This window comes from Ohtaekwangia koreensis (genome assembly GCF_900167975.1).
GTDB lineage: Bacteria > Bacteroidota > Bacteroidia > Cytophagales > Cyclobacteriaceae > Ohtaekwangia > Ohtaekwangia koreensis.
This window is the reverse complement of record NZ_FUZU01000002.1, coordinates 1,346,134-1,372,508: the sequence shown is the minus strand read 5'-3', so window position 1 is coordinate 1,372,508 and position 26,375 is coordinate 1,346,134. Positions and strand designations below refer to the sequence as shown.

Here is a 26,375-nt window from a genome sequence, read left to right as displayed (position 1 = left end):
GCTAGTTCTAAAATCCGTAAGTGTGCAATTTAACCAAAACTACATGAAGCCAATAAACCATCTTGGTAAGACTATTCTCTTTATTTTATTTTCAGTTTGTCTTGTTAACGCACAAGAAAAGTATGAACCGACACCCGAAAATAAAAAGAACCGTGAATGGTTTCAGGATGCAAAGTTTGGGTTGTTTATTCATTGGGGAGTTTATAGCGTGTTGGGTGATGGAGAATGGGTAATGAATGAGCAACAAATTCCGATCAAGACATACGAGAAGATTCCTGCATTTTTTAATCCTACGGAATTTGATGCCAAGGCCTGGGTGCAAACTGCAAAGGCTGCAGGCATGAAGTATATTACCATCACCAGCAAGCATCACGATGGGTTTGCTATGTGGGATAGTAAAGTCTCTGACTATAACATTGTAAAGAAAACGCCTTACGGTAAAGATGTGTTGAAGATGCTTGCCGAGGAATGCCGGAAGGAAGGCATTAAACTTTTCTTCTACCATTCACATTTAGACTGGCATCATCCTGACTATTTTCCGAGAGGGAAAACGGGAGGCAGCTGGACCGGCCGACCGGAAAGTGGTGAGTGGTTTAAGTATCTGGATTATATGGACGCGCAGTTAACGGAGCTGTTAACGAACTATGGAGATGTAGCAGGTATATGGTTCGATGGCTTGTGGGATAAAAAGGATGCTGACTGGAGATTATCGAAAACATACTCGCTTATACACAAGCTTCAACCTGCAGCGCTTGTTGGCAACAACCATCATGTTGCACCCTACGATGGTGAAGATTTTCAGATGTTCGAAAAAGATCTTCCCGGTCATAACACAACGGGCTTTTCCCCGGAACAAAAGATTGGTGACTTGCCGAAAGAAACCTGCGAAACTATAAATTATTCCTGGGGATTTAATCTGAAAGATCAAGGTCATAAAAGCAAAAAGGAACTCATTCAATATCTGATCAAGGCTGCGGGATACGGCGCTAACTTTCTGCTAAATGTAGGCCCAATGCCCAATGGAAAAATCCAAACGGAGCATGTTGAGAAGCTTAAACTGATGGGCGAATGGCTAGCCGCGAACGGAGAGACTATCTACGGAACACGCGGGGGTCCGCTGTCTGCGCGCGACTGGGGTGTTACCACTCAAAAGGGAAATAAAGTATATATACATATTCTTGACTGGCAAGATGAATCGTTGATCATTCCATCGTGGGGTAAGAAAATAAAATCAGCCAAGCTGTTCAAAGATAAGAGTGCTGTGAAATTCACAGAGAATGCTGAGTTCGGTATCATCTTAAAAATACCGAAGGCAAAGCTGGATGAAATTGATACCATCGTTGAGTTGGAACTGAAGTAACTATAGTGGCGTCACAATCCACCAGGTATTGCCGAACTCGTCTTTGAAACCAGCGGTTCGGCCATATTCTTTATTGCTTGGTTTATCAATCACGGTTACTCCCGCTTTGGTGGCTTTCTCAAAAGTATCATCGGTATTTTCAACGTAGATATATAGCCCTGCAGGACAAGCTTTGTAATTTGTGGTTGAGTTTGCCAGCATCACAGTGGATGCTCCTATAGTATATTCTGCGTGCATAATGCTTCCGTCATCCGGCTGATGCACGACAAACTTTTCTCTTGCACCGAATACCCTTTTCAGGAAGGCGACAAACTTCTCTGCGCTTTCCACTATAATATACGGCATGATGGTTTGATGTCCTTCGGGGATTTTCATGAGGAAGTACCGGATGGTTCGTTTACCTGGTCACTGCGTACCCAGTTCAATAAAACAAATGTGATGAAGAGCCCTGAAAAGACGCCTTCCAACAGCACCATAAACGAAGCAATGTAAGGATTCAGATAAGGCCCCATAGGTTCATGCTCAATTATATACTGCATAAATCCATTGTTAAATCTTAGAAACAAGAAAAGAAAGAGTGAAAACGTTGCAGCTCCTATAGAGGATGTCGCAACACCAACGGCTAACCCACGGAAGTAATTTAAGTGCCCGTCATGTGTTCGTGCAAATTGCTTCAAGGCAAAGTATACACCTCCCAACATGATCGGCAAATTCAATAATCGTAACTCGATTACTTCAAGCAGTCCGAGTGCATACATTAAAAAGAAATATACTATCAATCCCAGGGCAATGATACTTCCATATATCTCCGGGATACGGGTGGGTCTGTTCCAGATATTCATAGAATTCAAAATGATGATTTCATGAATACCCAAAAATATTGTGCCCGCAGCCAGCCCATTGCATGACTAAGGCATGAGGAACAATATACCCGTTAGCTCGACTTGCCTACGGGCTGATTTACTTCATCGGTAGCCACCCAGTTCAGCAACACAAATGTTACTAACAGTCCTGAGAAGAATCCTTCCAACACTACAATGAAAGCTGTTATATAGGCATTCAGATAACGCCCCATAGGTTCGTTATCCACAATAGACTTCATCATGTCTGTATCAAGCTTCATATAGAAGAACAGAAATATACCGAAGATGAGTGAACCTATACCAGCCGTTGCAACACCGGTTACAAGGCCTCGGAAATAGTTAAGACTATCAGTATGCGTTGATTTGAATTTCTTGAGCGCGTAATATACACCTCCTGTCAAGATCACGAGGTTTATTAAACGTAGTTCGACATGGTGACTAAGACCCACCATCTTCATGATGATAAAATAAATTATCAAGGCAGCAGCAATACGCAGACCATAGTTCTCCGGAATGCGATTCGGGTTAGATAGCAAACTCATATTGTAGCAGTACGTTAGGTATATATAAATCTTTCGATTTTTTATGACAAATGCAAACGTTTCCAATAACTATTTTGCCATACCTTTATAGCCAAACCTATAAAACCATGAAGAAGATATTGCTCGGCATTTTAGGCATTATTGTATTATTGATCATTGTTGGATTCTTTCTTCCATCAAAGATCGAAGTCACACGGAGCTTAACGATGCACGCTTCTCCCGAAGCAGCTTTCGAAGAGATCAACAACCTGGAGCACTGGGAAAAATGGTCGTACTGGAATACACTTGATCCCACCCTTAAAACGACCTATGGCGAACAGCGCTCGGGCACAGGTGCATGGTATAGCTGGGATAGTAAAGACATGGGTAAAGGGAAACTCATTATAACGGAGAGCAAACCTTCGTCTATGATTAAAGCTGATCTTGATTTTATGGAGCAGGGCACCGCGAAAAGCTGGTATACTTTCGAACCTGTAAATGATAGTACAAAAGTAACGATGGGCTTTTCAACAGAATTCGGAATGAACCCTTTCATGCGATGGATGGGTGTAACGATGTTTGAAAGTGAAATGAACAAAGCCTTCGATTACAACCTGAACAAGATTAAAGAAATAGCGGAAGCGAAAGAATAACGCGACCGTGTAGATATACTTTATTCAATCCAATTTTTTATCTCGCAGATTATCGCAGACTTTTTAATTGCATTATCTGCGGCAATCTGTGAAAATCTGCGGGAGATAATATTTCATACGTTCAGCCTCCGCATCTCTGCCTTTTTTAACCCTGAGCTTTTTGTTTTAAACACTAAGCATTTTACTTTCGGATATAGCACTGGAATGAACCCTTTCATGCGGTGGATGGGGGTACCGATGTTTGGCGGTGAAATGAATAGCCTTCGATTAAACGGAAAATTCAAAGTATAGCGTAACCGTGTAGAATATACTTTCTTCAATCATTTTTTTCCCGCAGACCTCGCAGACTTAAAATGCATTTGTCTGCGGCAATCTGTGAAATCTGCGGGAGATATTTACTGCTTCCACATCTCAGACTCTCCACTTTAAGCCCCGAGCTTTTTGTTTTTAAACATTAAGCATTTTACTTTTCGGATATGACATTGGACGAATTCAAAAACTCACTTCATGATATAAAGCCTCCCGTAGGCATCAGCGATCTTCTGAAAGCACTTTGGTTTGAAGGGAAAGGTGATTGGGAATCGGCACACAACATTGCGCAGGATATACATACAAAGGACGGCTCCTGGATCCATGCTTACCTGCATCGGGTGGAAGGCGATTTAGGAAACGCATCGTATTGGTATAGTCGTGCCAATCGCAAAATTCCTACCGTATCAATACAAGAAGAATGGAGCGATATAGCAGAAGAACTTTTGTCTATATAGATATACTATATTAAATCTCTCTTTAAATTTCATGTGCGCGCGTTCTGATTTCGGGCGCGGCGTTTTGTTCTTCCAATTCCTTCCTCCTCAATTTCAATTCATCTTGAGAAGGCGCATAGAAGATTAACTCACTCAAGTCGGGCTGACCGGCATCTATCCAAGCCGTATACCAGAAGTCTGCCGTGAGCTTTATAGCGGCACGCATTCTTCGCGCTACCATTCCTTGTAAGATTTTATGGTACGCCAAAGCGTATTCACGCGAATATACCTTTAACGTTTGTCTCCCTTTTGTTTCAAAAGAATAACGATGTTCGCCAAAGGAAGCTGCCAGTTTCTTCTCTTCCATAAGTACAGAGTCTACAGCAAGATGAGAACCTTCAATAGCTTTCCACGCAGCCAACTGTGGGTTCGGTATATATTGCGCTCGCCCGGTAAAGAAATTATATTCATCTGAAAACAATTCCGGTAAACGTGATTCCCAAAACGCATGTATACCTTCCTGGCCCGTAATCTGCCCGTTATAATTTTCCGTAGTGTGCAAGGGTACATGCGCATCGCCTATATAATGACCAAGCTCTGCTGACAGCTTCAATATCCTTTCAGTATCGCGAATCAGAAAAGCATTTTTCAGGGAGTAGTACATTCGGTTGATATGCCATGGCAACACACCGTACGCTTTCAACGTATCTTCTGTCATTTTAGTAACAGCATCATTCCAGTAGCGTGGTAATGTATACAAGGCACTGTCGCCATAATGGTCAATGTCTATATAATGACGTGCAGCTTCATCTACAACGGAGAATCTTCTTTTATCAGGATTGACGGAAGCCTCGGTGATATAGCCAATGTTCTTTTTATAAAAGCCGATCATTTCAGGAGGCAGCGTGAATACTGCGAGACGGTTAATGCGCTGGTGGCCAAAAAATCCCCAACCACCAAACAGGAAAATTATACCGATTAAACCAAGCCGCTTGCTATAGCGGTAAATAGCTGACAACTTTAACATACAACGGAGAAAAGATTATACTTGCAGAGGCAAGTTACATAAAAAATCAAATTGTGATGAAAAACCTGGCTGCTACAATTGGTATACTTATACTCGTTACGGGAAGTATCTATAGTAAAGATTACCCGAAGAATGAAAACATCGACATCAAAAAGTATGTCTTTGAATTAACGCTTCATGATTCCATCGATGTCATAAAGGGCAAAGCCACCATTACCATTCTCTTTAAAAAATCGCTGAATGAATTTGAGCTCGATCTCGTGAATAAAGATGGAAGTGGTTCTGGCATGGAAGTAACGGAGATTACGGCAGACAATAAACCCGTAAAATTCCTCCATCAGAATGACAGACTAAAAATTATACTTCCCGCTGCTATACCTGCAGCAACACTTTCTGAGATTAATATTACCTATAGCGGAGTTCCCCGCGATGGACTGATTATCTCCAAAAATAAATATGGCGATCGTACTTTCTTTGGCGACAACTGGCCTGACCGCGCCCATCACTGGCTTCCAACAATCGATCATCCCTCCGACAAAGCTGCTGTTGACTTTATCGTAACAGCACCTCCTAAATATGAGGTGATCGGCAACGGAATTAAACTCGAAGAAAGTTATCTCGGCAATCGCCTAAAGCTCACACACTGGCATGAAGAAACAGAGCTCGCTACAAAAGTGATGGTCATTGGTGCTGCACGTTTCGCGGTTCGCCAGACAGGTGTTGTAAGTGGCTTTGAAGTTACGAGCTGGGTATATCCTCAAAATAGAGAAGAAGGTTTTGACTCTTATAAGTATGCACCCAAGATTCTTGATTTCTTTCACACACATATAGGGCCATACTCCTATAAGAAGCTCGCCAATGTCCAATCCAAAACCCGGTATGGCGGAATGGAGAATGCAAGCAACATTTTCTATTTCGAAAATTCAGTGGCTACAGGAGCAGAAGCAGCCGGCAATGCAAGCAAGATTGAGCCGTTGGTTGCTCACGAAATAGCACATCAGTGGTTTGGCAACTCCGCGTCTGAAACGGATTGGCATCATGTGTGGCTGAGCGAAGGTTTTGCAACCTACTTAACACATCTATACTTCGAGTTCACTTACGGCCGCGACAGAATGACAAAAGATCTTCGCGATGATCGGAAGAAGGTGATCGACTTCTATCAGAAGAAGAAACTTCCCATTGTATTCTCGGCTCTGCCGGATGACCTGATTGAAATTTTAAGCGCCAATTCATATCAAAAAGGAAGTTGGGTGCTCCACATGCTGCGATCAGAAGTTGGTGATGATGCGTTCTGGCAAGGGCTTCAGGACTATTATAGACACTATCAAAACAGCAACGCCTCCACCGAAGATTTCAAAACCATAATGGAAGAAGCTTCCGGAAAAGATCTCGATCTTTTTTTCAATCAATGGCTTTACAAACCAGGGCACCCTGTTTTAGAATGGAGTTGGACGTACGATGCAAAAGCCCAAGTAATCGCAGTCTCTATTAATCAAACCCAGCCCAACGATATCTTTAATGTGCCCTTAGAAATAGGAATTTATGACGAAAGCCATCTTTTAACAAAAGTTGAATTGGTCAGGCTTGATAAAAAATCAAATAAATTCAGTCTTAAAATCGCTCAAAAACCTTCGAAAATAGAGCTTGATCCAAATACGAACTTATTATACGAGGGAAAATTAAAGAATTGATTGAAGTCAGGCATTGCATATTCAGGAAATCCCTTTACCTTTGCAGTCCTTATTTGAAAACGAACTATGGCAAACCATAAGTCAGCAGAAAAAAGAATCCGTGCGAATGAGATTAAGCGTGTAAGAAACCGCTACCAGCACAAGACTACGCGTTCATTCATCAAAAGACTGAAGTCTTCTACTTTGAAGTCAGAAGCTACTAACCTTTTGAAAGAAGTTTCTTCAATGATCGATAAATTGGCGAAGAAGAATATCATTCATTGGAAAAAAGCTGCGAATCAAAAGTCGAAGCTTACAAGATTTGTAAACAAACTCGCTTAAGAATTTATTCTTAGCAGTTCAAAGTATACCTGAACCCCGCTCGAAAAGCGGGGTTTTACTTTTTGTACGTACACCTCCTTATATTTTCATCGTTTTTGAAATAAAAATCAAAACATGAAAAGATACAGCAGCACTGCTATATCTTCGTGCAAAACCGTTGTATGAACATGCATATTGAAGAGAAAGCTCTTGGTATAAAGAGCTGGTCGCCCGAAGACCGTCCACGTGAAAAATTAATCTTAAAAGGCAGATCATCACTTTCTGATGCCGAGCTGATTGCCATCCTGCTGGGATCGGGAACAACCACCTTGAGTGCTGTTGATCTTGCTAAAAAAATTCTGCTCTCTGCTGATAACAGTTTGCATCGGCTAGCGCATCTCACCATTAAAGATCTCGTTAAAATAAAAGGCATCGGTGAAGCCAAAGCGATCACCATTATTGCAGCGCTTGAATTAGGACGCAGAAGAAAAAACCTGGATGCCGATGAGAAACCTAAAATCACAAGCTCGAAAGATGCGTTCGATGTTTTGAAATCTGAACTGCTGGATATACCACACGAAGAATTCTGGATCGTGCTCGTAAACCGCGCCAACATTGTTTTGAAAAAACAAAGAATCAGTATCGGTGGTGTGGCAGGAACAGTGGCCGATCCAAAAATAATTTTCAAGCTAGCCCTCGATGAACTTGCCAGCGGTATAATTCTCGCGCACAATCATCCTTCCGGAAATCTGTCGGCAAGCGTTGCCGATCATTCTCTTACAAAAAAATTGAAAGAGGGTGCAAAGCTGCTCGACATACAAATTCTTGATCACCTGATCATTGCCAATCAACGCTATTACAGTTTTGCAGACGAAGGCGTGCTTTAATGTATCCGGCACAATAATCTTCCGTTTTTAACCATTATTACTTAGCGGTGGAGTTTCCACTGGTGTACAAGTAGAGGCATAAGTTTTTACGTTTCCATACTTGTTTCTAAGTTTGATGGTTAAAAAATGAAAAGGAAGCGCTCTCTACTCATTGTTCTGCTCGTAATTACTTTGCCCCTATTGCTGGCACAAGTGTGGAAGGACAATGAAGAGACACGAACTAAAACTCCTGCTTCGCCACCTCCAACGGTAAAGGTCACGCCTTATATAAACCCGGAGTTTACAAGTCTCATGGGCGACTATCAACGTGAAATGGAAACACTTCTGCAGACTTCAGGCATACCGGGTGCAGCCATTGCCGTTGTAAAAGATTCTTCTATAGTATATATAAAAGGCTTTGGTGTAAAAACGCATGGAACAAATGACTCCATTGATATCAATACCGTCTTTAGGATTGCTTCGGTATCAAAATGCTTTGCTGCCTTTCTTACCGGAACACTGGTTGCCGATAGCACACTGGCGTGGGATGACCCGGTAATAAAATACCTTCCTGCATTTCAGCTAAAGTCACCAGAGTATACGAAGCTTCTTACCCTTCGTAATGTACTTTCACATACTACCGGACTGCCCTATCACACGTATACCAACCTGGTGGAGGAAGGTATAGATCTTCAATCGTTACTCGATAAATTGAAAGATGTCAACGTAGCGAATCCCCCGGGGAAACAATATAGTTATCAGAATGTAGCCTATAGCCTTATTGGCGAAGTGATTCATGTCGCCACAAAAAAAACGTACGATGAAATGATACAGGAGCGCGTGTTTACACCACTGAACATGCACACTGCATCAACCAACTATACCAGCTTAATTACCAATCCAAATATTGCCAAGCCTCATACCATGAGACGCGGGCAATGGAAGGAAGCAAGCATCAACAATACATATTACAACGTAGCGCCTGCTGGCGGAATCAATGCCAGTATTTCAGACATGGCCAACTGGATGATTGCTCTGCTCGGAAACCGTGAAGATGTTATTTCGCGAGAAACCCTGAACCAACTGTTCACGCCACAGGTAAATGCTCCTTCCAAGAACAGAAATTATGGACGAACACATCGCTACAGCAATTCATACTATGGATTAGGCTGGAGAATACTATACTACCCGGATGACACCTTGGTATACCATGGCGGATATGTGAATGGATATCGCAGTGAAGTTGCTGTGAATATGAAAGATCACATCGCTATATGTTTGCTGTCCAATGCACCGGGCGTTGTAGCCGACACCGGTATACCTGTATTTTTAAATATGTTCAGAGCACATCGTGATTCTATCCTTGCATACGACAACCGGAAACGCCTAACCCTTACCAGGAATAATATACCTGCACCTACACCATGAAGAAAAAAAACATTTTCATTCTCGTCATTATCGTTGTCGTCATGATCAGTTTGCTATACTCTTTCTTAGGCAGCCAGGACCAGACAGCCTATATCAAGGAGATTGAACAGGAGCGTGAAGAGAAAGACCAATTCATGCGTACTTCCAAGGAGTCGCCTTTTGCAAATAAAAAAGAAACCTTCCAGGGACTAAAATATTACCCGATCGACATCCGGTATAAAGTCACAGCTGATCTAACCGCTATACCAAACAAAAAAGTTGTGCTGCTCAGTACGAGTGATGGAAAAGAGCAACAGTATGTTGAATACGCTTACGCGGAATTCGATCTCAACGGATATCATAACAAACTCCTCATTCTGGAGATGATCGATACGGGCCCGTTCCGTGGCAAACTATTTTTGGCGTTCGGAGATGAAACCAGTGCGGGAGAAACGTATGGCGCAGGCCGTTATCTCGATGTTGAAAAAGTGCAAGGCAGCAATACGATCACACTGGATTTCAACATGGCCTATAATCCATATTGCGCTTACGCGGAAGAATTTTCGTGCCCTTTTCCACCACCCGAAAATCTTTTGAAAGTTGCCATCCGCGCAGGCGAAAAGGTTTATCATAATTGATCCACCTTTTTTAATCTTTCGCTTTAGTCAGTTTCAGCTAAACCCTTATTTTTGAGGTCTTATTCATTTGCCCGGATCGCTTTATCCGGGTTCTTTTTATAGATAGCATTATGACCATTTCGTACAATTGGCTGAAAGAATACATCGACATCCCTGAATCAGCAGAGGAGATTGGAAAAGTATTAACATCTACCGGACTGGAAGTAGAAAAAGTAGAAGAGCATGAAACGGTAAAAGGAGGTTTGAAAGGTTTGGTGATCGGCACAGTATTAACCTGTGCGAAACATCCCAACGCAGATAAACTTTCGGTTACGACCGTAGATGTTGGCGGTGAAAAAATATTGCCAATTGTTTGTGGTGCTCCCAATGTAGCTGCAGGCCAACGCGTAGTCGTAGCTACACCCGGCACAACGGTTTACCCGAGCAAAGGAGAACCTTTCACGATAAAGAATTCAAAAATTCGTGGAGAACAATCTGAAGGGATGATTTGTGCTGAAGATGAAATCGGTTTGGGAGAAAGTCATGCAGGCATCATGATTCTTACTACCGATGTACCAAACGGAACACCGGCTGCTGAGTTCTTCAACATTCAATCTGACTATATACTTGAAATAGGACTTACACCCAACCGCGCAGATGCTACATCGCACGTGGGTGTTGCCCGCGATATAAAAGCATCGAAACAAAGATCTATACAATGGCCATCGGTTGATCATTTCAAAAGCGATAATCAAAGCCTGGTTATACCGGTTGAAGTTGAAAACAAAGAAGCTTGTCCTCGTTACTCAGGTGTAACAATCACAGGGATCACTGTAAAAGATTCACCCGACTGGTTAAAGAATCGTTTATTATCCATAGGCCTCACCCCTATCAACAACATCGTTGATATAACAAACTTCATCTGTTATGAACTCGGGCAACCGATGCATGCATTTGATGCTGATCAGATTACCGGCAAAAAAGTAATTGTAAAAACATTACCAGCTGGTTCTAAATTCACAACCCTGGATAACAAAGAAAGAACGTTACTCGCGAACGACCTCATGATTTGCAATGCAGCAGAAGGTATGTGTATAGCGGGGGTGTTCGGAGGCGCTAAATCCGGGATCACCGGAAACACAAAGAATATATTCCTGGAGAGTGCTTATTTCTCTGCCGACTATATCCGTAAAACATCGCTTCATCACCAGTTGAAGACAGATGCATCGTTCCGTTATGAACGTGGCACCGATCCCAACATCACTGTATACGCATTGAAGCGTGCTGCTCTATTGGTAAAAGAAATTGCCGGTGGACAAATCTCTTCAGAGATCGTAGATATATACCCTTCTAAAATTGAGAATAGAACGATCGAAGTAAAAGATAAACATGTAGCGAGACTGATCGGCAAAATCATTCCGCGTGAAGAAGTCTTTGGTATACTCGAGCGCCTGGATATACAGATCACAGAAAAGAAAGAAGATTCATTCACAGTATCGGTTCCACCCTACCGTGTAGATGTATTACAAGAGGCAGACATCATTGAGGAGATCTTGCGCATCTATGGATTCAACAACATTGAGCTTTCAGATATAGCAGGTACCGATTATGTAGCGGAGTTCCCTGTAAAAAGCATCGACAAGTATAAACGCAGCATTGGCGAATTACTGGCCGGCAATGGTTTCTATGAGATCTGGACGAACTCGCTGACGAATCACTCCTATCAACAGAAACATAAGCTTACGTTTAAAGGCGAGCCTGTTGAGATACTGAACAAGCTGAGTGAAGAGCAGGGCATTCTCCGCCAGACTTTACTGTTTACAGGACTTGAGGTTTGCGCTTATAATATAAACCGGAAGCAAAAAGATCTGAAGCTTTACGAGTTCGGTAAAATATACTATAAAGATAGTGGCAAGTACCGCGAGGAAGAACGCCTGGTGCTATACATCACCGGTAACGTTGAAACCGAAAACTGGCGACATAAAACGCAGCCTGTTTCGTATTACGACCTGGCACAGCACGTACAGAATATCTTGCAGAAGAGCGGGGTTACAAACCTGAAGCAGGAAACAATTAACGATCAGTTGCTGGAATATGGTTTGAAACTTTCGAGGGGAAATGAAGAAATAGGAAAGCTCGGAAAAGTAAAATCTGCGTTGCTGAAAGATTTTGGAGTGAAGCAGGAAATATTTTATGCGGAGCTAAATACATCCTTGCTTTTCCAAGCGGCAAACCCTAAGTTAGTAATTAAAGAAGTTGTAAAGTTTCCTGAAGTAAGGCGTGACCTGTCGCTTGTGCTCGACAAGCAGGTAAACTTCAACGAAATAAACAACGTAGTACTAAGTACCGAAAAGCGGCTGATCAAAAACATCATTGCGTTTGATGTCTATGAAGGCGAAAATATCCCACCAGGAAAAAAGGCTTATGCACTGGGCTTTACTTTGCTGGATGAAACCAAAACGCTAACCGATGAAGAAATTGACAAGACTATGAATCGGTTAATAAAAGCGTTTGAAGAAAAACTAGGTGCTGTCATCAGAAAGTAATTGGTATAGATGAAGCATTGGATTTTATTGGTATAGTATTTATGCCAGCGCTCAACGATAAGTGTAATTTACCCAACGGCTATAGGGCTACAGACCCGCAGCGAAAAGAATGGAAATGGACCAAGAACTCTTAAAGTCTAACCTTACGGGGTTGGAGCGCAAACTTGTGGTGCTCATTAACGAGCATAAAAATCTTAAAGAGGAAATAAAAAACCTGAAAGTTGAAAATCAGGAACTGAAGTCCGCAATTAAAGTCCGCGATGAGCAAATCAACGGTTTTCATAATCAATTGAAAATCACTAAAATTGTAGATAATTTAAACCCGGAAGACGGAAGTGTTCTGGAGTTAAAGAAAAAAGTGGACGAATACATTCGTGAGATTGACAAGTGCATCGCTCACTTAAGCAGATAAAAAGGCAACCCCGTAAGAAATTGATGGAGGAACTTTCTATAAAAATTAAGATAGCCGACCGTGAATACCCCATGAAGGTGAAGCGATCTGATGAAGAACGGGTTCGGTTGGCGGGAAAACTCATCAATGAGAAGTTAAAATCTTATCGGGAACAATTTGGGATTGACGACAAACAAGATTTATTAGCTATGGTAGCGTTCGATTGCCTCGTAGATAAAATGGCTGCGGACGAAACACACCAGGTTATTGACCAGACCGTGTTCGAGAAAGTAAATCACCTCAACCACCTGGTATCGCAATCCATTCTGTAATTTCTTTTACTCCTTCCTTTCTGAGCCAAGGCGGCATACCGGGGTATATATAACCCTTATTTTTTTATGTCTCTCTTTTACGTCATAGTTATTGCCAGCAGTTTAGTGGCAACCATCGTACTGAGCATTATTATCGGTTCTATTCTTTCCGGAAAAAAAATGAAACGCAGTCTGGAAGATGCAGACGACCGTGCCAAGCTTATTCTTAAAGAAGCCGAAATCGCAGCCGAGAATTTGAAGAAAGATAGAATTCTGGAAGCCAAAGAAAAGATCCTGAAGATGCGCTCCGAGTTTGAAGATGAAGCAAACAAGAAGAAGAGCGTAATCATCACCAACGAACAAAAGATCAAGCAACGCGAGCAAACTCTGAGCAAGGAAATTGAAAGCCTGAAACGCAAGGAAGGCGAGCTTGATGACATCCGTACAGACCTTGCCGCTCAACTTGAGCACGTTAAGAAACGCAAGGAAGAGCTCGACAAATTCAATCAGCAGAAAATTCAGGTACTTGAAAATATATCCAAGCTCACTGCAGATGAAGCCCGCGAGCAACTGATCGCCTCTCTGAAAGATGAAGCACAGACCCGTGCCTCAAGCTATATCAAAGACATTATGGAGCAGGCGAAACTTACTGCTACCAAAGAAGCCAAAAAGATTGTTGTTGAAACGATTCAGCGTACTGCTACTGAACATGCTGTTGAAAACTGCGTATCAATCTTCAACATCGAAAGCGATGATATTAAAGGTAAAGTAATCGGCCGCGAAGGAAGAAACATCCGCGCCCTCGAAGCTGCTACCGGTGTTGAAATTATAGTAGACGATACGCCTGAAGCGATTATCATTTCAGGATTCGATCCGGTGCGAAGAGAGATCGCACGTTTATCATTACACAGACTTGTACAAGATGGTCGTATTCACCCGGCACGTATCGAAGAGATCGTTGCCAAGACCACAAAAAATATAGAAGACGAAATTATAGAGATCGGTGAACGTACTGTGATCGACCTGGGTATACATGGTCTGCATCCGGAGTTAGTGCGTATGGTAGGCCGCATGCGCTATCGTTCTTCGTACGGACAAAACTTATTGCAACACTCACGCGAAGTTGCCAACCTGTGCGCGATTATGGCGAGCGAACTTGGCCTCAATGTAAAACAAGCGAAACGTGCCGGGCTCCTTCACGATATAGGCAAGGTATGGCCTGAAGAATTGGAGAAGCCACACGCTATAGTAGGTATGGAGCTTGCGCAGAAGTATAAAGAACACCCGGCAATCTGCAACGCTATAGGAGCTCACCACGATGAGATTGAAATGACGAGTATACTTTCACCTATAGTTCAGTCATGCGATGCTATAAGCGGCGCACGCCCTGGGGCAAGACGCGAGGTGATGGAACAATATATCAAGCGCTTGAAAGAACTCGAAGAACTCGGACTAAGCTTTGATGGTGTAGAGAAATGCTATGCTATACAAGCCGGCCGCGAACTGCGCGTGATCGTAGATGCAGAGAAAGCAACCGATGATCGTGCAAGTCAATTGAGCTTCGACATCTCCCAGAAAATAGAACGCGACATGCAATATCCAGGACAGGTAAAAGTTACCGTGATCCGCGAGATGAGAAGTGTTGCTTACGCGAAATAAGCCTTAGCCTAAATCCCTCTCCAGGCGAGAGGGACTTTTAAACCCTTCTCCTTTGGAGAAGGGTTGGAATGAGGCCACCAACCCATATATATACATGCCCCGTAATATCGGGGCATGTTTGTTTATATACTGTCTTATTCGTTTATCTTGACGTAGCCAGTCTTTTAATTTATCCACAGCTATATTTAGGCTCCAAAGCTTACGCGAAACAGCCTGATATCAGGCTATGTTATTTTATATACCTTCTGCATTTTCTTCGTGCGCCTCTGTGCCTTCTTCGGGCCCTTTGTGCAATTGAATTTCATTGTCATCCGTATCGTACCATCCCCGCGTTTCCTTTGCGGCCGTGTCCAGCAAGCTGAATAACAACGATAAATCATCCATCCAGTCATCAAACTCGGGCGACAAAAAGTCTTTATTATGCCCTATATATTCGATCAATAAAGTCCGCAGGCAGCGATTAACCCTATCGGGAGGCGTATATAGCATAAAATGACGGAAGGCCTCGGCCAACCGCTCACTAACAACTCGGGAATCCATATGTGACATATAACGTTCAAGATTTACGGCCGCAAATAGCAATTCTTTAAAGATGTACCACACCCCCGCTTCGAGTATATAACAACCCTACCACGTTGTTTTTTACCTAATCAACTTATTTTTTACATTTGAGTATGACAGAGAAACTTCATATTGGCAGAAAAGTAGCACGCCTGCGCGAGTTACGCGGTATAAAACAAGAAACGTTGGCCGAGCAGCTAGGTATAAGCCAGCAGGCTGTTTCTAAACTGGAGCAGAGTGAGAGTATAGAAGATACTACTTTAGCAAGGATCGCTAAAGCGTTGGGTATAACATCTGAAGTGATTGAAAACTTTAGTGAGGAGTCTGTTATCTATAACATACAGAACAACTACGAAAACGCTTCTAATAATACAGTTCAACAATATCAATGTACTTTCAATCCTCTTGATGAGTATAGGAATGAAGTAAAAGAAAATAAACGCTTGAGTGAAGAGAATAAAAAACTATATGAATCTCTTTTGAAAGAGAAGGATGAAAAGATTGCGTTGTTGAAGAAGATGTTGGAGGGGAGGTAGAGATGGAGACTGAAGATAGTAAAGCCTATCTCAAGAAATCTGCCATGCTCTACAAGATTTATTGTGGATTGTTTTTATTCTCGATGTTAGTATCCACAATAGTGAGCTTGGTGCCAAATGGCTCGACAAGTTTTACCGAATTGATAATAGGGTTCCCTCTCTTGACAGTTTTCATAATATCACCCCTTGGTATTTTTTATTGTTGGAGAAGCTATAGACGAAAAGAAGGCAAAACTATTAGCAGAATTATACATTCTTTAGGTCACGCGTTTTTCTGTTACATAGCGATCATAATGTTGGGTATCTTTATTATGAACATATACCTGTAGCTTATCCTTTTCGCACGAGGTACAATTAATATATGCAATAATACTCCTATATTAGAAATGTTATGCACAGTGCCGCGCGGACAGAGTAGCGACCACCGCACATTTGCACATTTGCTTGCGCATATTCCATTACGGCACCAAAGCAAGCAAAATAGCTAATTTTACCACGCAAGAAATTATTTTAGCTGGATGAGAAAAGTCAAACCAAAATCGATTTCAATTCTCGACAACTCATATCAATTCATTAACGAATCATTGAGATATTATAGAAGGACAAAAAAAGCTCCAACTTACTGGCCATTTACCATCTTCCTGATTATCCAAGGACTAGAGTTGCTGATGAAACACGTTCTGAGAAAAGAACACCCAATTTTGATCTACGAAAATGTAGATAAGCCTAAAAATACCGTTTCACTTTCCCAGGCACTGGAGAGACTAACCTCAATATCAAAAATACAGATTGACGATAAGGAAAAACGGCTCATCAATAAAGCAATTAACTATAGAAATCTTGTCCTGCACTATGAGTTGTCCTATAATCATTTTGAACTGAAATCCGTCTATATCCAACTCTTTGAATTCGCTCATTATTTCCATAAAAAGCATATTGAGGAAGAACTCCACGGCTTCATAGAAAAGACTTTATGGTCAACCGAAGGAGAGCTAATGAATAGCTTCAAAAAAGAATTTGTTCATTATCACGGAATAGAAGTTTTCAAATCTATCCCTTCAGAAATCGTAAAATTTCAAAAATTTAACGGTTTGATCATTGCAGGAAAAGAGTACCGAAGGATTCCTTATGGCAAAGAGAAGTTCGAGTGGTCTTCAGACCCATGTCACGATTGTGGGTGCTTGAAAGGACAATTTCATATAAGCCAATGTGATGTTGAGGAGTGCCCTTCGTGTGGCCGTCAATTTCTCTCTTGCGGTTGCTGGGGAGATGAGGATATTTATTATACAAGACTTGATTAGATCAAACGGCAACATTTGATGCCCCATCAGAGTCACCGGCCTCCGGGACTCTGATGCTTAGCAGACATCATTATCCTAATAAAGATATAGTATATAAATCTCAACTCCCACCTGCGTGAGCCAATACTGTCGAAGAAAAGTATATATATGAAATATATTCCAATATAAGATGTTATAGCAACAGCCTGGACAGATTAAACAATGAAAGAAATAAGTATAGTCATTGAGAATTGCGAAAAAGATCTAGACGCGACAGACTTTGATTTGCTTTGTGTCGAAAAGATTGAGCACATAGACAAAGTTACGAATTGTTCATTGGCAACAATTACGTTGGACAATGGAAAAAAGGATTTAAGAGTTAAATTCGAATGGAAAGAAGATAGTGGAATTGAGGAGTCAGACTTTCTTTATATCCCAGAGACTGCTACTCTTTTCTTCAGGTCACAAAATCAATGGGGAGCAATAGACATTGAAAATAAAACATTAAAGCGACATGAAAGCTCTATGTGGGAGCCATTTATTCATAATAGAGGGGATTACATATTAATCGAGGACGATTTAAAAGCGGAATCAACTAAACTTAATGGAGACAAGATTGATTCCGTTCCAATCGACCCACCAACAGAGTCAAAAGAATTTAAAGATTGGATTGAATACAATAGTCCAGTTTATGGCAGACAAGTCTTAAAAATAAAATAGTGGAAATCCCTTGTCTCCGCAGAGTCTCTCGCCTCGAGGACTCTGGCGGAACCACACACTTTAGCACCGGACAGTATTTCAAAACACATAGTCCCGAAACGGAGACTATGCTTCGACTTTAATATCAACAAAAGTGAGGGTATATATCTGCAGAGTTTCTCGCCTCGAGGACAGCATGCGGGTGACTTTTGTGCCATATAGTATATAAATGAAGATAGTCTGAAGACCGTCAAATTCAAGGCACAAGTCATAAGACTCACGCCAGCAAAAGATACAATATATCCGTTCTACAAACGCATATATAGCAATGGTATTCTTATATTAGAATGTTGTGCGTCATGCCAAAAAGACTAAAAATGACAGAGGACTACATAAACGGATTTCTAGAATGTGTTTCCAGAGTAAAAGACATTTTAACTCCACATGTTGGTGGATTCAACCAGTTTTTTTCTATTGATAGAAACCTTAACGGTGACGTACTGACCAACATCAAAGACTTTATGACAGAAAACAAAAACTATTACAAAAATAGTTCGGATGATAATTTTTTTGAGAACACACTGAATAAAATATCTATTATAAAGATTGATAATTGGGAGAAGAACTTACAAGGATTAGTTCAAAATTGGACATGTGACAAAGATCTTTCGGGATTGCATGGGAAAAATGGATTTTTACTCTCCGAGTGCTTAATCAATTCGCTACTAAAAGAATTTTTTAAAAAAGAAAATGTAGAAGTGTATAAAATGTTACCAGACTGGGGAACATGGCACTGGGGAGATCATATGAGCGAGGAATATTTATTTGTGACAAATAGAAAAATATTCATTTTGCATCTGGGAGAGAGCAGTTGAAAGGCACGAACGCACAACAATGCATATAAATCATGCCAGCAGAATTGTTGATTTAATTATTAATTTGGACTGCCTGCAAACTTTATATGCGAACGTTGTAGGCCACTTAACCCATGACAAAGAAAGTTTCATTTGAACATGAGTGTCCTTCGATTCATTATGATTTGAAATCATAAATGAAGTCATATTTCCCGGACACGTTAGCGATTAAATTCATCGGAAAATACAGAGCTGGTTCATCGGGTGACAATGACGCCAAATTAATGAAGGGCGTTATTATGACTGCCTTTACTTACCTTAAACAATAAGTGGAGGTATATCTATATACCAGGTTAACCCCACATTATCTTCAATCGTTACAGCAGCCCCGAGCTGCATCGCTTCTTTGGGCCAAAGTAAATATCCAATCACGTTTCGTTGCAGTTACCATAGGGTGTTGCCATAAAATTGATTTATAGCGCAAGTATACCCTGGCAGCCCGCAGCCTATCTGCGGGCTGCACTTCACCCCAATAATATTTGGGCGGCATTCATAAAAGAACACCAACCCAGCACCCTATTATGCAAATACCAACGCCTTGACAACCGTGCACCAGGAGTGGACAGAGTGTGGAAGAAGAGTGGAGAAAGAAGCTGTACGGAGCATATAGCACTGAAATGGAGACTATGCCTGGACTTTATACATCCGCAAAACGGAGATATGCTTTGACTTAGATGAAAAACACAAACAAATAATGTCATTAAGGATGGCATCATTAAACAATAGAATCCTTTAAATTTATAACATATAATTTCCGAAGGGAAGTCTATATCTATACTTGTATATCTATTCTAAAAGAATGATGCGATCATTTATATTAATAGTCATAGTAGTTTTTGTATTCTCCTGTGGAGCGGAGGAACATTACTTTAAAAAGTCACTTTCAAAAGCAGAAAAAACGTATTTGAGAGACAATGTCACTTTAATAAAAAGGTTTTCCGGAAAATCAAACTGGTATAAACAGTATTGGAAAGGCAATCTCATCGTAAAAAATACTGAAAAAGGTTTTGACATTAGGCAAATTGGAGAATGGAGACAGACCTCTAAAGATGGACAAGAACTTTATACAATTACAAATTTTGACGAATTCGGCTATGTTATAGACGAAAGAATTTTAGGATATGAGGGAATGCCACCGACTGGTGAAACCAATTGTAAAAAAGACACCGTTAATGGTCAGATTCGTCTAACATGCGAATACACAAATAGATATAGCAATGGGCAACTTAAAGAGCAGGGAAAAAAAATAATTATTAACGACCAAGCTAAAAAGGAAGGCCGATGGGAATATTATAGTGAGGCAGGTGTAATACAAAGTGTCGTAGAATATAAAAACGACAAACCTGTTCGGTGACTCCAAATATACCCATCAGGGGAGTGCAAGTTCAAGTATTTATCTTCGTTCAACATTCAATTAACGGCAAGCTCGATTTTGAACCCCTCGTTGCCTATATATATTAGCGTTAACGGCAATTGTAAATATGTCTCCGCAGAGTCTCCCGTCTCGGAGGACTCTGTCGGAAGCACACACTCACAATACGCATCAATTTACAAAAAGTGATAAAAGTATTCACAATGAAAAGACCGCAAGACTTCTTTACGATTTACAAGCAATCGGCATGGGATAAGGACACAGAAAGTATGATTGGATTATATGACGACAATATTGTGATTTTTGACATGTGGAATCAAGGCTATCAAACAGGTCTGAAAGAATGGTCTGTTGTTATAAAAGATTGGCTAGGTTCACTTGGAGACGAAAAGTTAAATGTGATATTTGAAATGATAGAGATACACGAAAGTAACGATGTTGGATTTGGAAGTGCTTTGATTACCTATCAAGCAATTTCGATCAGCAATGCTATTGTAAGAAGCATGAAAAATAGAGTTACCCTTGGGTTTATCAAACAGAAAGATGAATGGAAAGTTGTTCATCAACACACCTCCGCTCCTATCAATTCTGAACTCAAGGCTATTTTGAATTTTTAAGATTAACATTCACTCAGAGTTCCCGAGACCGGGACTAGATAAGAATGGCGTTCGGAATTCTGATGCTAAGTAGCAGAATCGTTATATTGAGAAAGATATATAGTCCTAAATCCGACCTCCTCCGGCATAAAATTTTTGACAATTGATTAAAACAAAAAGTTATGAGAAAACTAGTTGCATCAATCAATATGACACTTGATGGGTTTTGTGATCACACATCTGCCATTGCAGATGACGAACTGCATCAACACTATACCGACCTACTACTTAGCGGAGGCGATCTTCTATACGGAAGGATAACATACCAACTTATGGAAAGCTACTGGCCAACGGTAGTTAAAAATCCCACCGGCAACAAACGCACAGACGACTTTGCTGTGATCATAGAGAACATTCCAAAAATTGTTTTCTCCCGCACGCTGAGTAATGTAAATTGGAAAAATGTAAAACTTGCCAAGAGAAGCCTTGAGGAAGAAGTTTTAGAACTCAAGCAATCGAACAATCGCGAGGATAAAGATATTTTAGTGGGCAGTCCGAGTTTAATTGCAGCGTTAACAAAACTTAATTTGTTTGATGAATACCAACTCTGTGTTCACCCTGTTATAGCCGGACAGGGTTTACCTCTCTTTAAAAACATAAACGATAGCATTGTTCTTAAGCTTGCAAAAACAAAAACACTTGGCGGTGGCCAAATAGTGCTATACTATGAGCCTATAAAAAAATGATTTGTCTTTGAGGAAAGATCTATTCTTTGCGGAGTAGCAAGATCTTTCAATTTAAAAATATGCAAGAGGGTAAGCACTAATAAGTATATATGAATATGAAAGTATATTTAACGCTGATCGTGATCTTAACGGCATTTCTTTCACATGCTCAGCAGAAATTAATAAAAGTAAATGGCCATAATTTAAATATATACCAAAAGGGATTTGAAAACCGGAAGAAGAACGCTCCGGCAATTATCTTTGAAAATGGCATGGGCGTTGGTCTGGGTAATTGGGATACTGTAATTGATCAAATAGCAAAGTTTGCCCCTGTGTTCGCTTACGACAGGTCTGGTGTAGAGAAGTCAGATAAAGTATATCAAATGCCAACGGTTAAGGTAGTAGCAGACAACCTGAAATCATTGCTTACTACGTTGAACATTTCTCCACCCTATATTCTAGTCGGGCATTCCATGGGTGGAGTATATATAAGAGCCTTTGCAGGTTTTTATCCGAACGACATCGCTGCCCTTGTTTTTGTAGACCCGGCTGATTTCACAGAAACAAAACAACAATGGAATTCCATATTCAGAGCTATAGGAGTTCCTGAAAAGAAAATTGACGAGATGTTATACAACCGTCTTTATACAAAGTCCGAAGTTGATTCGCTGAACTTTGGGCCTTGGAGTGAAGCCCAGGTTCTGGCAGATTTAAGACGAACCGATTTTGCCGAGATCAATAATTTACCCCTGCCCAACGTTCCTATCTACTTCCTGGTTGGCGGAAGATTTGACGTTCCTCCCGAAAGAAGAAGCAAAGACTTTGATCAGGAGTATTTTTTTAAAGTAAAGTCAAACCAAAATATGGAGCGGTGGCGAAAGGTAATAGACTCCTCCGGTAAAGGAGGCGCACTTATCTATCTCCCTAAAAGCGGCCATTATATACAACGAGACGATCCAAAAGCTGTGATTAATACTATAAAGTATATAGTTGAAAATTGGTAATATTGTGCTTGATCACTAGGTCCTATATCGTCCTTCGTCCATCTTGAATCGGTTTTAGAACAACTTATCAGCAACAGGTCAAAATTGAGATTTGAAAAATTCTCATGGCTGCATTAGTTAGTTGCAAGATGTTACCGAAATCTTATCTATATATCCGTTAGCAATTCTTTGCCCCCTCTGCTCTATCCATAAGAGTCCTCTGACTTCATTTTTTTTCAGAAGTCACTTTGTTTCGAAGATCATCTTGTACTGACCTCTTATTTATTATACACTGCTATTCCAACCATTGAATCATCAATCCATTCATCTTTAAAAAGATGGTCAATGTTTCCTTATGCTTTCCCGCTCATTACCTTCACATTTGTACATACCTGAGTATTTGAGGTTCCTTACCTTTTCTCCTGCCACTATTTGTATGTATGTACTTCCCAAATCTGCAATTCCAGTGTTTTTGCAGTCCTCGAATAGTTCATCTTCCTCCGGTAGTTCAAATAGTCTATAACTTATTAATTTTGTCAAGAAAGATTTTGCTTCTTCTGGCTTACACAATTTTCTTGTTGTTATATCTCTTGCTATATAATATTCTGGATCACTCCTGAGTTGTTTTTCATTAAAAATCCATTGTCGGATTTCTATTTTCTCCCAATTCTCGCCTTGTTTTGAGAAGATTTTGTACCAACCATAACTTGCTTCAGCCCTACTACAAAAAACAACGCTAAAATCTTTTTCCAGTACTATATCTTTTACATATCTATCTATATCATTTATACTGCCGTTTTTATCAAAATTTGGAAACTCATTATCCTGCTGAGAGCAGCAGGATAACGTAAAAGCAATTAATAAAGGCAACCCTCTCATAGGTATTGAAATTTTAATTATTTCTAATGCTTGTTGAGATACCATTTTTTATTAAATAATTTTTCTATTTCAAGAATATCTATCCATTCAGGCACATCCGGGCAGCTATTACTTCGCTCATAAACGTTGTAATAACTTAAAGTCCTAACCTTATTTTTCGAAACTATTTGAAAATGTAAGTCAGTGCGTCAGCGCCTTCACTAAATATACCCTTGCTGTAGAGTTTTTTACATTTGTCTAAAAGAGCATCTTCATCGCTCATTTCGAATAGATGATGTTTCTCAAGCTCATCTATAAAAAGCCTGCCTTCTCTTTCTTCACATTGTTTTGTTAGGGTTGTGTTTTTAATTATTATTTCTATAGAATCCCCTCAGCTACACCATTTCTTATTTCAATTTTCTCCCAAATGTCATCCTTGAGGGAAAATACTTTATGTACTACATTATTGTATGGAGTGCTTACAGTATAAATTACGCTAAAGTCCTTTTCTGCCACTACGTTTCTTACTTCATGGTATATATCTTTTTTGTTTCCATTAGGTGAGAATGGAAGAATTATGCTGTTAGAGCCTTTGAGACAACCAGTCAGGAGTATAAATAAATATTTCATCATCGTAATTTAATTACACGAAGTTCCCGACTTTTGATATGGTATTCTATAGTGTGTTTAGTTCAGATTCTGTAAAACCTTTTTTAATCAATTGATGATTTATCTACCTTTTTCATTCTCAAACCATTCCTTTTCAAATAACTCTTGAATTTTATAGATATTCTCTTTTTCGTTTCCGTCAGCACAGTCATACGCTCCAGAATATGTAAGAGTTCTCACTTTATTACCAGCGACTATTTCTATATATGTACTTCCTAAATCGGTCACACCGCTATCTTTACAATCTTTAAATAGCACGCTTTCTTCTGGTAACTCAAATACATTGAAGGCTTTTAATTTATTTAAAAAAGATTCAGCTTCTTCTGGTTTACAGAGTTTTCTTGTTGTAATATCTCTTGATATATAGTAATCAGGTTCCTTTTTTAATTGATCTTCGTCTATTATTGTTTGCCGGATTTCTATTTTTTCCCAATAGCCAATCCGCCTAGAGAACATTTTATACCAGCTATGGTTAGAATCATTCCGCAAAAAAAAGATGACGCTAAAATCATACTCAGAAACAACACATCGAATACTCTGGTGGATTTCATCGATGCTGGCATTGGCGGTAAACTCTGGATTATAGTTGTCTTTTTCAGTGGTTTTAGAACAACATGTCAGAGTTAAAAGAATTATAATTAGATTTTTTTTCATAGTGTAATATTTTAATCACAAGATGTTCCAGAAGTTTTATTTTCATAGCGTCTTACTATGGTATCTATTTGTTCCTTAGTGAAGTTCTTTTTATCAAGAATTTTGTTAAACAAATCGCCCCATTGCTTTTCATAAGCCATCATTCCTTTCAAAATTAATCCCTGAGCTTCTCGCAAAGTCAAATTAGGATATGCCTTCTGAAGCCCTGATGCTATTAGATCGAGGTAAGTATAAAAAATAGCAACATGATCGTCTGTTGGAGTATTTTCAGAAAACCACTTATCCTTGTCAAAGTAATGCACTATAGCATGAAAGGCTTCATGATATATAACGGAGGCAATATACTCCTGAGAATCATTTTCATTAAGGTTTTCTGTATTCAATTCTATAATAACATCTACTATACCGTTGTGTGATTCTACAGGTTCTGTCCATCCATTTGCCATTTTCTTCTCCGGTATCTTCATATCTTCTGCATCGCCTTCCCGAATGATTAGGTTTACTTTATCATTCTTGTTAAACATATCTTGTATCAATTTATTATAACTGCTGGCAAGTGCGGGATTCAATACTTTTTTAGCGACCATTTTCAGGCAAGGATTCTTCAACAAATTCTCTATGCAGGCCACACATTCGTCTCCTACGTATAAATCGTTTTCAGGAACCACTATTACTACAGGTTTTGTCTTGGGTTTTGTGGTACCCGTAGTATTGCCTCCACCTGCTTTAGGAGATGGTCCGCTACCCGTTGCTACATACGTACCACCACCGCCAGCCGGCGGTACAGCTATCATGTCATCACACATTCCCATGTTAAATGAAAAAGTGCACACGCTACTCAATTGCGTCTTACGATCATATTGACAATGGCAGGGGTAATCGGTAACAGTCTCGACTTTATAGGTGGTTACACAGTTTTGCTCAATACTTTTAACACATTGATTAACCATTTGTGTTCTTCCACTTTTATATATACTATCTTGTTTAAAGGGAATTGAAAATTCTCCGATCAGGTTTTCTTCCAAATCAAATTGCTGGAGAGTCCCTCTAAAAGATTCACCTTTGATATAACTTTCGTCCGGAATATAGCGGTATATAAAGCCATAAAACCCGTCATCATACTTTGATAGTATCATATTTTCAAAATAATCCGGAGATTCGTAAGGGAGCGGGAAAGTATAATTCAGAACTCCACTATCAGGATTTTCGTATTTAAAAAATGCGTCTTTAATTTCGAGGCTGTTTATTCTTCCGTTTGAAGCTCTGCCCTGTAGTTTCGATAAGAGATCTTTGGCGATTGGTTCATGGTCAAGATCTGTAACGACAATTTTTTCCTGGGAAGTTTTCGAAACGGGAGTCTCTTCATTGCAAGACGAAGCCCATAGGAAAAGAATGATAAAGAAAACAGCTAAATGTTTTTTCATAATATATATTTATAGTATAAATGGATTCGTATTAGCTGCTCATTTGCTTTTAGACAGTCCATAGGATGAAAAGGAACAGCGCTTCATTAGCCCAAATACTGGCAACAGAACTCTACTCTATTCAGCTATTCAGAATTTCGTCTCCA

29 protein-coding genes are annotated in these 26,375 nt (G+C 40.1%); 20 read left to right on the top strand and 9 right to left on the bottom strand.

The window, feature by feature from the left end:
- Positions 1-43 precede the first annotated feature (43 nt).
- Positions 44-1,360 carry an alpha-L-fucosidase gene (locus B5Y40_RS19080; protein WP_079688381.1) on the top strand — a complete coding sequence of 439 codons (1,317 nt, stop codon included), beginning with the start codon at positions 44-46 and terminating at the stop codon, positions 1,358-1,360.
- On the opposite strand, the gene B5Y40_RS19075 is transcribed toward B5Y40_RS19080, so the two are convergent.
- The 3 genes from B5Y40_RS19075 to B5Y40_RS19065 all read right to left on the bottom strand — a co-directional run bounded on the left by B5Y40_RS19075 (position 1,361) and on the right by B5Y40_RS19065 (position 2,765).
- The gene (locus B5Y40_RS19075) at positions 1,361-1,735 is read right to left on the bottom strand and encodes a VOC family protein (protein ID WP_079688380.1); all 375 of its coding nucleotides are present in this window, start codon (positions 1,733-1,735) and stop codon (positions 1,361-1,363) included.
- The gene (locus B5Y40_RS19070; RefSeq protein WP_079688379.1) at positions 1,732-2,202 is read right to left on the bottom strand and encodes a DUF4199 domain-containing protein; all 471 of its coding nucleotides are present in this window, start codon (positions 2,200-2,202) and stop codon (positions 1,732-1,734) included. The genes B5Y40_RS19075 and B5Y40_RS19070 overlap by 4 nt, the downstream gene beginning before the upstream one ends.
- Before the next feature lie 92 nt (positions 2,203-2,294).
- Positions 2,295-2,765, bottom strand: a complete 471-nt coding sequence (locus B5Y40_RS19065; protein WP_079688378.1) for a DUF4199 domain-containing protein — start codon at positions 2,763-2,765, stop codon at positions 2,295-2,297.
- A gap of 107 nt (positions 2,766-2,872) precedes the next feature.
- On the opposite strand from B5Y40_RS19065, the gene B5Y40_RS19060 reads away from it, so the two are divergent.
- The gene (locus B5Y40_RS19060) at positions 2,873-3,397 is read left to right on the top strand and encodes an SRPBCC family protein (RefSeq protein WP_159453739.1); all 525 of its coding nucleotides are present in this window, start codon (positions 2,873-2,875) and stop codon (positions 3,395-3,397) included.
- A 476-nt stretch (positions 3,398-3,873) separates the two neighbouring features.
- Complete coding sequence (locus B5Y40_RS19055) at positions 3,874-4,164, top strand: hypothetical protein (RefSeq protein WP_079688376.1); 291 nt, start codon at positions 3,874-3,876, stop codon at positions 4,162-4,164.
- Between the two features lie 22 nt (positions 4,165-4,186).
- Here the strand turns inward: B5Y40_RS19055 and B5Y40_RS19050 are convergent, their stop codons facing one another.
- Complete coding sequence (locus B5Y40_RS19050) at positions 4,187-5,170, bottom strand: zinc dependent phospholipase C family protein (protein ID WP_079688375.1); 984 nt, start codon at positions 5,168-5,170, stop codon at positions 4,187-4,189.
- A 56-nt stretch (positions 5,171-5,226) separates the two neighbouring features.
- Here B5Y40_RS19050 and B5Y40_RS19045 point away from each other — a divergent pair, with 56 nt between their 5' ends.
- The 9 genes from B5Y40_RS19045 to rny all read left to right on the top strand — a co-directional run bounded on the left by B5Y40_RS19045 (position 5,227) and on the right by rny (position 14,958).
- Positions 5,227-6,861: a M1 family metallopeptidase gene (locus tag B5Y40_RS19045; RefSeq protein WP_079688374.1), complete on the top strand. Its 1,635-nt coding sequence runs from the start codon at positions 5,227-5,229 to the stop codon at positions 6,859-6,861.
- A gap of 66 nt (positions 6,862-6,927) precedes the next feature.
- The gene (gene rpsT / locus B5Y40_RS19040; RefSeq protein WP_079688373.1) at positions 6,928-7,182 is read left to right on the top strand and encodes a 30S ribosomal protein S20; all 255 of its coding nucleotides are present in this window, start codon (positions 6,928-6,930) and stop codon (positions 7,180-7,182) included.
- A gap of 161 nt (positions 7,183-7,343) precedes the next feature.
- The gene (gene radC / locus B5Y40_RS19035) at positions 7,344-8,048 is read left to right on the top strand and encodes a RadC family protein (RefSeq protein ID WP_079688372.1); all 705 of its coding nucleotides are present in this window, start codon (positions 7,344-7,346) and stop codon (positions 8,046-8,048) included.
- Between the two features lie 126 nt (positions 8,049-8,174).
- Positions 8,175-9,455, top strand: coding sequence for a serine hydrolase domain-containing protein (locus tag B5Y40_RS19030; protein ID WP_079688371.1), 1,281 nt, complete (start codon positions 8,175-8,177; stop codon positions 9,453-9,455).
- Entirely contained in the window at positions 9,452-10,072 is a 621-nt protein-coding gene (locus tag B5Y40_RS19025) for a DUF1684 domain-containing protein (protein ID WP_079688370.1), read from the top strand. Before B5Y40_RS19030 ends, B5Y40_RS19025 begins: the two co-directional genes overlap by 4 nt.
- Before the next feature lie 110 nt (positions 10,073-10,182).
- Complete coding sequence (gene pheT / locus B5Y40_RS19020; RefSeq protein ID WP_079688369.1) at positions 10,183-12,597, top strand: phenylalanine--tRNA ligase subunit beta; 2,415 nt, start codon at positions 10,183-10,185, stop codon at positions 12,595-12,597.
- Positions 12,598-12,712: 115 nt separating this feature from the next.
- Positions 12,713-13,009 carry a hypothetical protein gene (locus B5Y40_RS19015; RefSeq protein ID WP_079688493.1) on the top strand — a complete coding sequence of 99 codons (297 nt, stop codon included), beginning with the start codon at positions 12,713-12,715 and terminating at the stop codon, positions 13,007-13,009.
- 23 nt (positions 13,010-13,032) lie between these two features.
- Positions 13,033-13,320, top strand: a complete 288-nt coding sequence (locus B5Y40_RS19010) for a cell division protein ZapA (protein WP_079688368.1) — start codon at positions 13,033-13,035, stop codon at positions 13,318-13,320.
- Positions 13,321-13,386: 66 nt separating this feature from the next.
- Positions 13,387-14,958, top strand: coding sequence for a ribonuclease Y (rny, locus tag B5Y40_RS19005; RefSeq protein ID WP_079688367.1), 1,572 nt, complete (start codon positions 13,387-13,389; stop codon positions 14,956-14,958).
- Between the two features lie 234 nt (positions 14,959-15,192).
- Here rny and B5Y40_RS19000 read toward each other — a convergent pair whose 3' ends face one another.
- Positions 15,193-15,498 (bottom strand): hypothetical protein, encoded by a 306-nt coding sequence (locus tag B5Y40_RS19000; RefSeq protein ID WP_143785823.1) that lies wholly within the window; start codon positions 15,496-15,498, stop codon positions 15,193-15,195.
- A 134-nt stretch (positions 15,499-15,632) separates the two neighbouring features.
- On the opposite strand from B5Y40_RS19000, the gene B5Y40_RS18995 reads away from it, so the two are divergent.
- The 8 genes from B5Y40_RS18995 (at position 15,633) to B5Y40_RS18960 (ending at position 22,645) form a co-directional block, all read left to right on the top strand.
- Positions 15,633-16,055, top strand: coding sequence for a helix-turn-helix domain-containing protein (locus B5Y40_RS18995; protein ID WP_079688365.1), 423 nt, complete (start codon positions 15,633-15,635; stop codon positions 16,053-16,055).
- Positions 16,056-16,573: 518 nt separating this feature from the next.
- On the top strand, positions 16,574-17,356 hold the full coding sequence (locus B5Y40_RS18990) for a hypothetical protein (protein ID WP_079688364.1): 783 nt from the start codon (positions 16,574-16,576) through the stop codon (positions 17,354-17,356).
- Between the two features lie 201 nt (positions 17,357-17,557).
- Positions 17,558-18,055 (top strand): hypothetical protein, encoded by a 498-nt coding sequence (locus B5Y40_RS18985; protein WP_079688363.1) that lies wholly within the window; start codon positions 17,558-17,560, stop codon positions 18,053-18,055.
- Positions 18,056-18,411: 356 nt separating this feature from the next.
- On the top strand, positions 18,412-18,909 hold the full coding sequence (locus tag B5Y40_RS18980; protein ID WP_143785822.1) for a hypothetical protein: 498 nt from the start codon (positions 18,412-18,414) through the stop codon (positions 18,907-18,909).
- An 838-nt stretch (positions 18,910-19,747) separates the two neighbouring features.
- Complete coding sequence (locus tag B5Y40_RS18975; RefSeq protein WP_079688361.1) at positions 19,748-20,302, top strand: toxin-antitoxin system YwqK family antitoxin; 555 nt, start codon at positions 19,748-19,750, stop codon at positions 20,300-20,302.
- Positions 20,303-20,523: 221 nt separating this feature from the next.
- Positions 20,524-20,937: a YybH family protein gene (locus B5Y40_RS18970; RefSeq protein WP_079688360.1), complete on the top strand. Its 414-nt coding sequence runs from the start codon at positions 20,524-20,526 to the stop codon at positions 20,935-20,937.
- A gap of 161 nt (positions 20,938-21,098) precedes the next feature.
- Positions 21,099-21,662: a dihydrofolate reductase family protein gene (locus B5Y40_RS18965; protein ID WP_079688359.1), complete on the top strand. Its 564-nt coding sequence runs from the start codon at positions 21,099-21,101 to the stop codon at positions 21,660-21,662.
- A gap of 95 nt (positions 21,663-21,757) precedes the next feature.
- Positions 21,758-22,645 (top strand): alpha/beta fold hydrolase, encoded by an 888-nt coding sequence (locus tag B5Y40_RS18960; protein WP_159453737.1) that lies wholly within the window; start codon positions 21,758-21,760, stop codon positions 22,643-22,645.
- A gap of 321 nt (positions 22,646-22,966) precedes the next feature.
- Here the strand turns inward: B5Y40_RS18960 and B5Y40_RS18955 are convergent, their stop codons facing one another.
- The 4 genes from B5Y40_RS18955 to B5Y40_RS18940 all read right to left on the bottom strand — a co-directional run bounded on the left by B5Y40_RS18955 (position 22,967) and on the right by B5Y40_RS18940 (position 26,229).
- Positions 22,967-23,548 (bottom strand): hypothetical protein, encoded by a 582-nt coding sequence (locus tag B5Y40_RS18955; protein ID WP_079688357.1) that lies wholly within the window; start codon positions 23,546-23,548, stop codon positions 22,967-22,969.
- Positions 23,549-23,860: 312 nt separating this feature from the next.
- Complete coding sequence (locus B5Y40_RS18950; RefSeq protein ID WP_079688356.1) at positions 23,861-24,115, bottom strand: hypothetical protein; 255 nt, start codon at positions 24,113-24,115, stop codon at positions 23,861-23,863.
- A gap of 96 nt (positions 24,116-24,211) precedes the next feature.
- A complete protein-coding gene (locus B5Y40_RS18945; RefSeq protein ID WP_079688355.1) occupies positions 24,212-24,805 on the bottom strand; it encodes a hypothetical protein in 594 nt (197 codons plus the stop codon).
- A gap of 11 nt (positions 24,806-24,816) precedes the next feature.
- The gene (locus B5Y40_RS18940) at positions 24,817-26,229 is read right to left on the bottom strand and encodes a type III secretion system effector protein (RefSeq protein WP_079688354.1); all 1,413 of its coding nucleotides are present in this window, start codon (positions 26,227-26,229) and stop codon (positions 24,817-24,819) included.
- Between the last annotated feature and the right edge of the window lie 146 nt (positions 26,230-26,375).

Excerpts from the sequence above, each read along its gene's own strand:
- B5Y40_RS19010 (WP_079688368.1), top strand. The coding sequence starts at position 13,033 with ATGGAGGAACTTTCTATAAAAATTAAGATAGCCGACCGTGAATACCCC.
- B5Y40_RS19045 (WP_079688374.1), top strand. The coding sequence starts at position 5,227 with ATGAAAAACCTGGCTGCTACAATTGGTATACTTATACTCGTTACGGGA.
- B5Y40_RS18975 (WP_079688361.1), top strand. The coding sequence starts at position 19,748 with ATGATGCGATCATTTATATTAATAGTCATAGTAGTTTTTGTATTCTCC.
- B5Y40_RS19000 (WP_143785823.1), bottom strand. The coding sequence starts at position 15,498 with ATGGATTCCCGAGTTGTTAGTGAGCGGTTGGCCGAGGCCTTCCGTCAT.
- B5Y40_RS19065 (WP_079688378.1), bottom strand. The coding sequence starts at position 2,765 with ATGAGTTTGCTATCTAACCCGAATCGCATTCCGGAGAACTATGGTCTG.
- B5Y40_RS19055 (WP_079688376.1), top strand. The coding sequence starts at position 3,874 with ATGACATTGGACGAATTCAAAAACTCACTTCATGATATAAAGCCTCCC.
- B5Y40_RS19025 (WP_079688370.1), top strand. The coding sequence starts at position 9,452 with ATGAAGAAAAAAAACATTTTCATTCTCGTCATTATCGTTGTCGTCATG.
- pheT (WP_079688369.1), top strand. The coding sequence starts at position 10,183 with ATGACCATTTCGTACAATTGGCTGAAAGAATACATCGACATCCCTGAA.
- B5Y40_RS19070 (WP_079688379.1), bottom strand. The coding sequence starts at position 2,202 with ATGAATATCTGGAACAGACCCACCCGTATCCCGGAGATATATGGAAGT.
- B5Y40_RS18945 (WP_079688355.1), bottom strand. The coding sequence starts at position 24,805 with ATGAAAAAAAATCTAATTATAATTCTTTTAACTCTGACATGTTGTTCT.
- B5Y40_RS19060 (WP_159453739.1), top strand. The coding sequence starts at position 2,873 with ATGAAGAAGATATTGCTCGGCATTTTAGGCATTATTGTATTATTGATC.
- B5Y40_RS19050 (WP_079688375.1), bottom strand. The coding sequence starts at position 5,170 with ATGTTAAAGTTGTCAGCTATTTACCGCTATAGCAAGCGGCTTGGTTTA.
- B5Y40_RS18955 (WP_079688357.1), bottom strand. The coding sequence starts at position 23,548 with ATGGTATCTCAACAAGCATTAGAAATAATTAAAATTTCAATACCTATG.
- rpsT (WP_079688373.1), top strand. The coding sequence starts at position 6,928 with ATGGCAAACCATAAGTCAGCAGAAAAAAGAATCCGTGCGAATGAGATT.
- B5Y40_RS18995 (WP_079688365.1), top strand. The coding sequence starts at position 15,633 with ATGACAGAGAAACTTCATATTGGCAGAAAAGTAGCACGCCTGCGCGAG.
- rny (WP_079688367.1), top strand. The coding sequence starts at position 13,387 with ATGTCTCTCTTTTACGTCATAGTTATTGCCAGCAGTTTAGTGGCAACC.
- B5Y40_RS19015 (WP_079688493.1), top strand. The coding sequence starts at position 12,713 with ATGGACCAAGAACTCTTAAAGTCTAACCTTACGGGGTTGGAGCGCAAA.
- radC (WP_079688372.1), top strand. The coding sequence starts at position 7,344 with ATGAACATGCATATTGAAGAGAAAGCTCTTGGTATAAAGAGCTGGTCG.
- B5Y40_RS19075 (WP_079688380.1), bottom strand. The coding sequence starts at position 1,735 with ATGAAAATCCCCGAAGGACATCAAACCATCATGCCGTATATTATAGTG.
- B5Y40_RS18970 (WP_079688360.1), top strand. The coding sequence starts at position 20,524 with ATGAAAAGACCGCAAGACTTCTTTACGATTTACAAGCAATCGGCATGG.
- B5Y40_RS18980 (WP_143785822.1), top strand. The coding sequence starts at position 18,412 with ATGACAGAGGACTACATAAACGGATTTCTAGAATGTGTTTCCAGAGTA.
- B5Y40_RS18965 (WP_079688359.1), top strand. The coding sequence starts at position 21,099 with ATGAGAAAACTAGTTGCATCAATCAATATGACACTTGATGGGTTTTGT.
- B5Y40_RS18990 (WP_079688364.1), top strand. The coding sequence starts at position 16,574 with ATGAGAAAAGTCAAACCAAAATCGATTTCAATTCTCGACAACTCATAT.
- B5Y40_RS19030 (WP_079688371.1), top strand. The coding sequence starts at position 8,175 with ATGAAAAGGAAGCGCTCTCTACTCATTGTTCTGCTCGTAATTACTTTG.
- B5Y40_RS18960 (WP_159453737.1), top strand. The coding sequence starts at position 21,758 with ATGAAAGTATATTTAACGCTGATCGTGATCTTAACGGCATTTCTTTCA.
- B5Y40_RS18940 (WP_079688354.1), bottom strand. The coding sequence starts at position 26,229 with ATGAAAAAACATTTAGCTGTTTTCTTTATCATTCTTTTCCTATGGGCT.
- B5Y40_RS18985 (WP_079688363.1), top strand. The coding sequence starts at position 17,558 with ATGAAAGAAATAAGTATAGTCATTGAGAATTGCGAAAAAGATCTAGAC.
- B5Y40_RS18950 (WP_079688356.1), bottom strand. The coding sequence starts at position 24,115 with ATGATGAAATATTTATTTATACTCCTGACTGGTTGTCTCAAAGGCTCT.
- B5Y40_RS19080 (WP_079688381.1), top strand. The coding sequence starts at position 44 with ATGAAGCCAATAAACCATCTTGGTAAGACTATTCTCTTTATTTTATTT.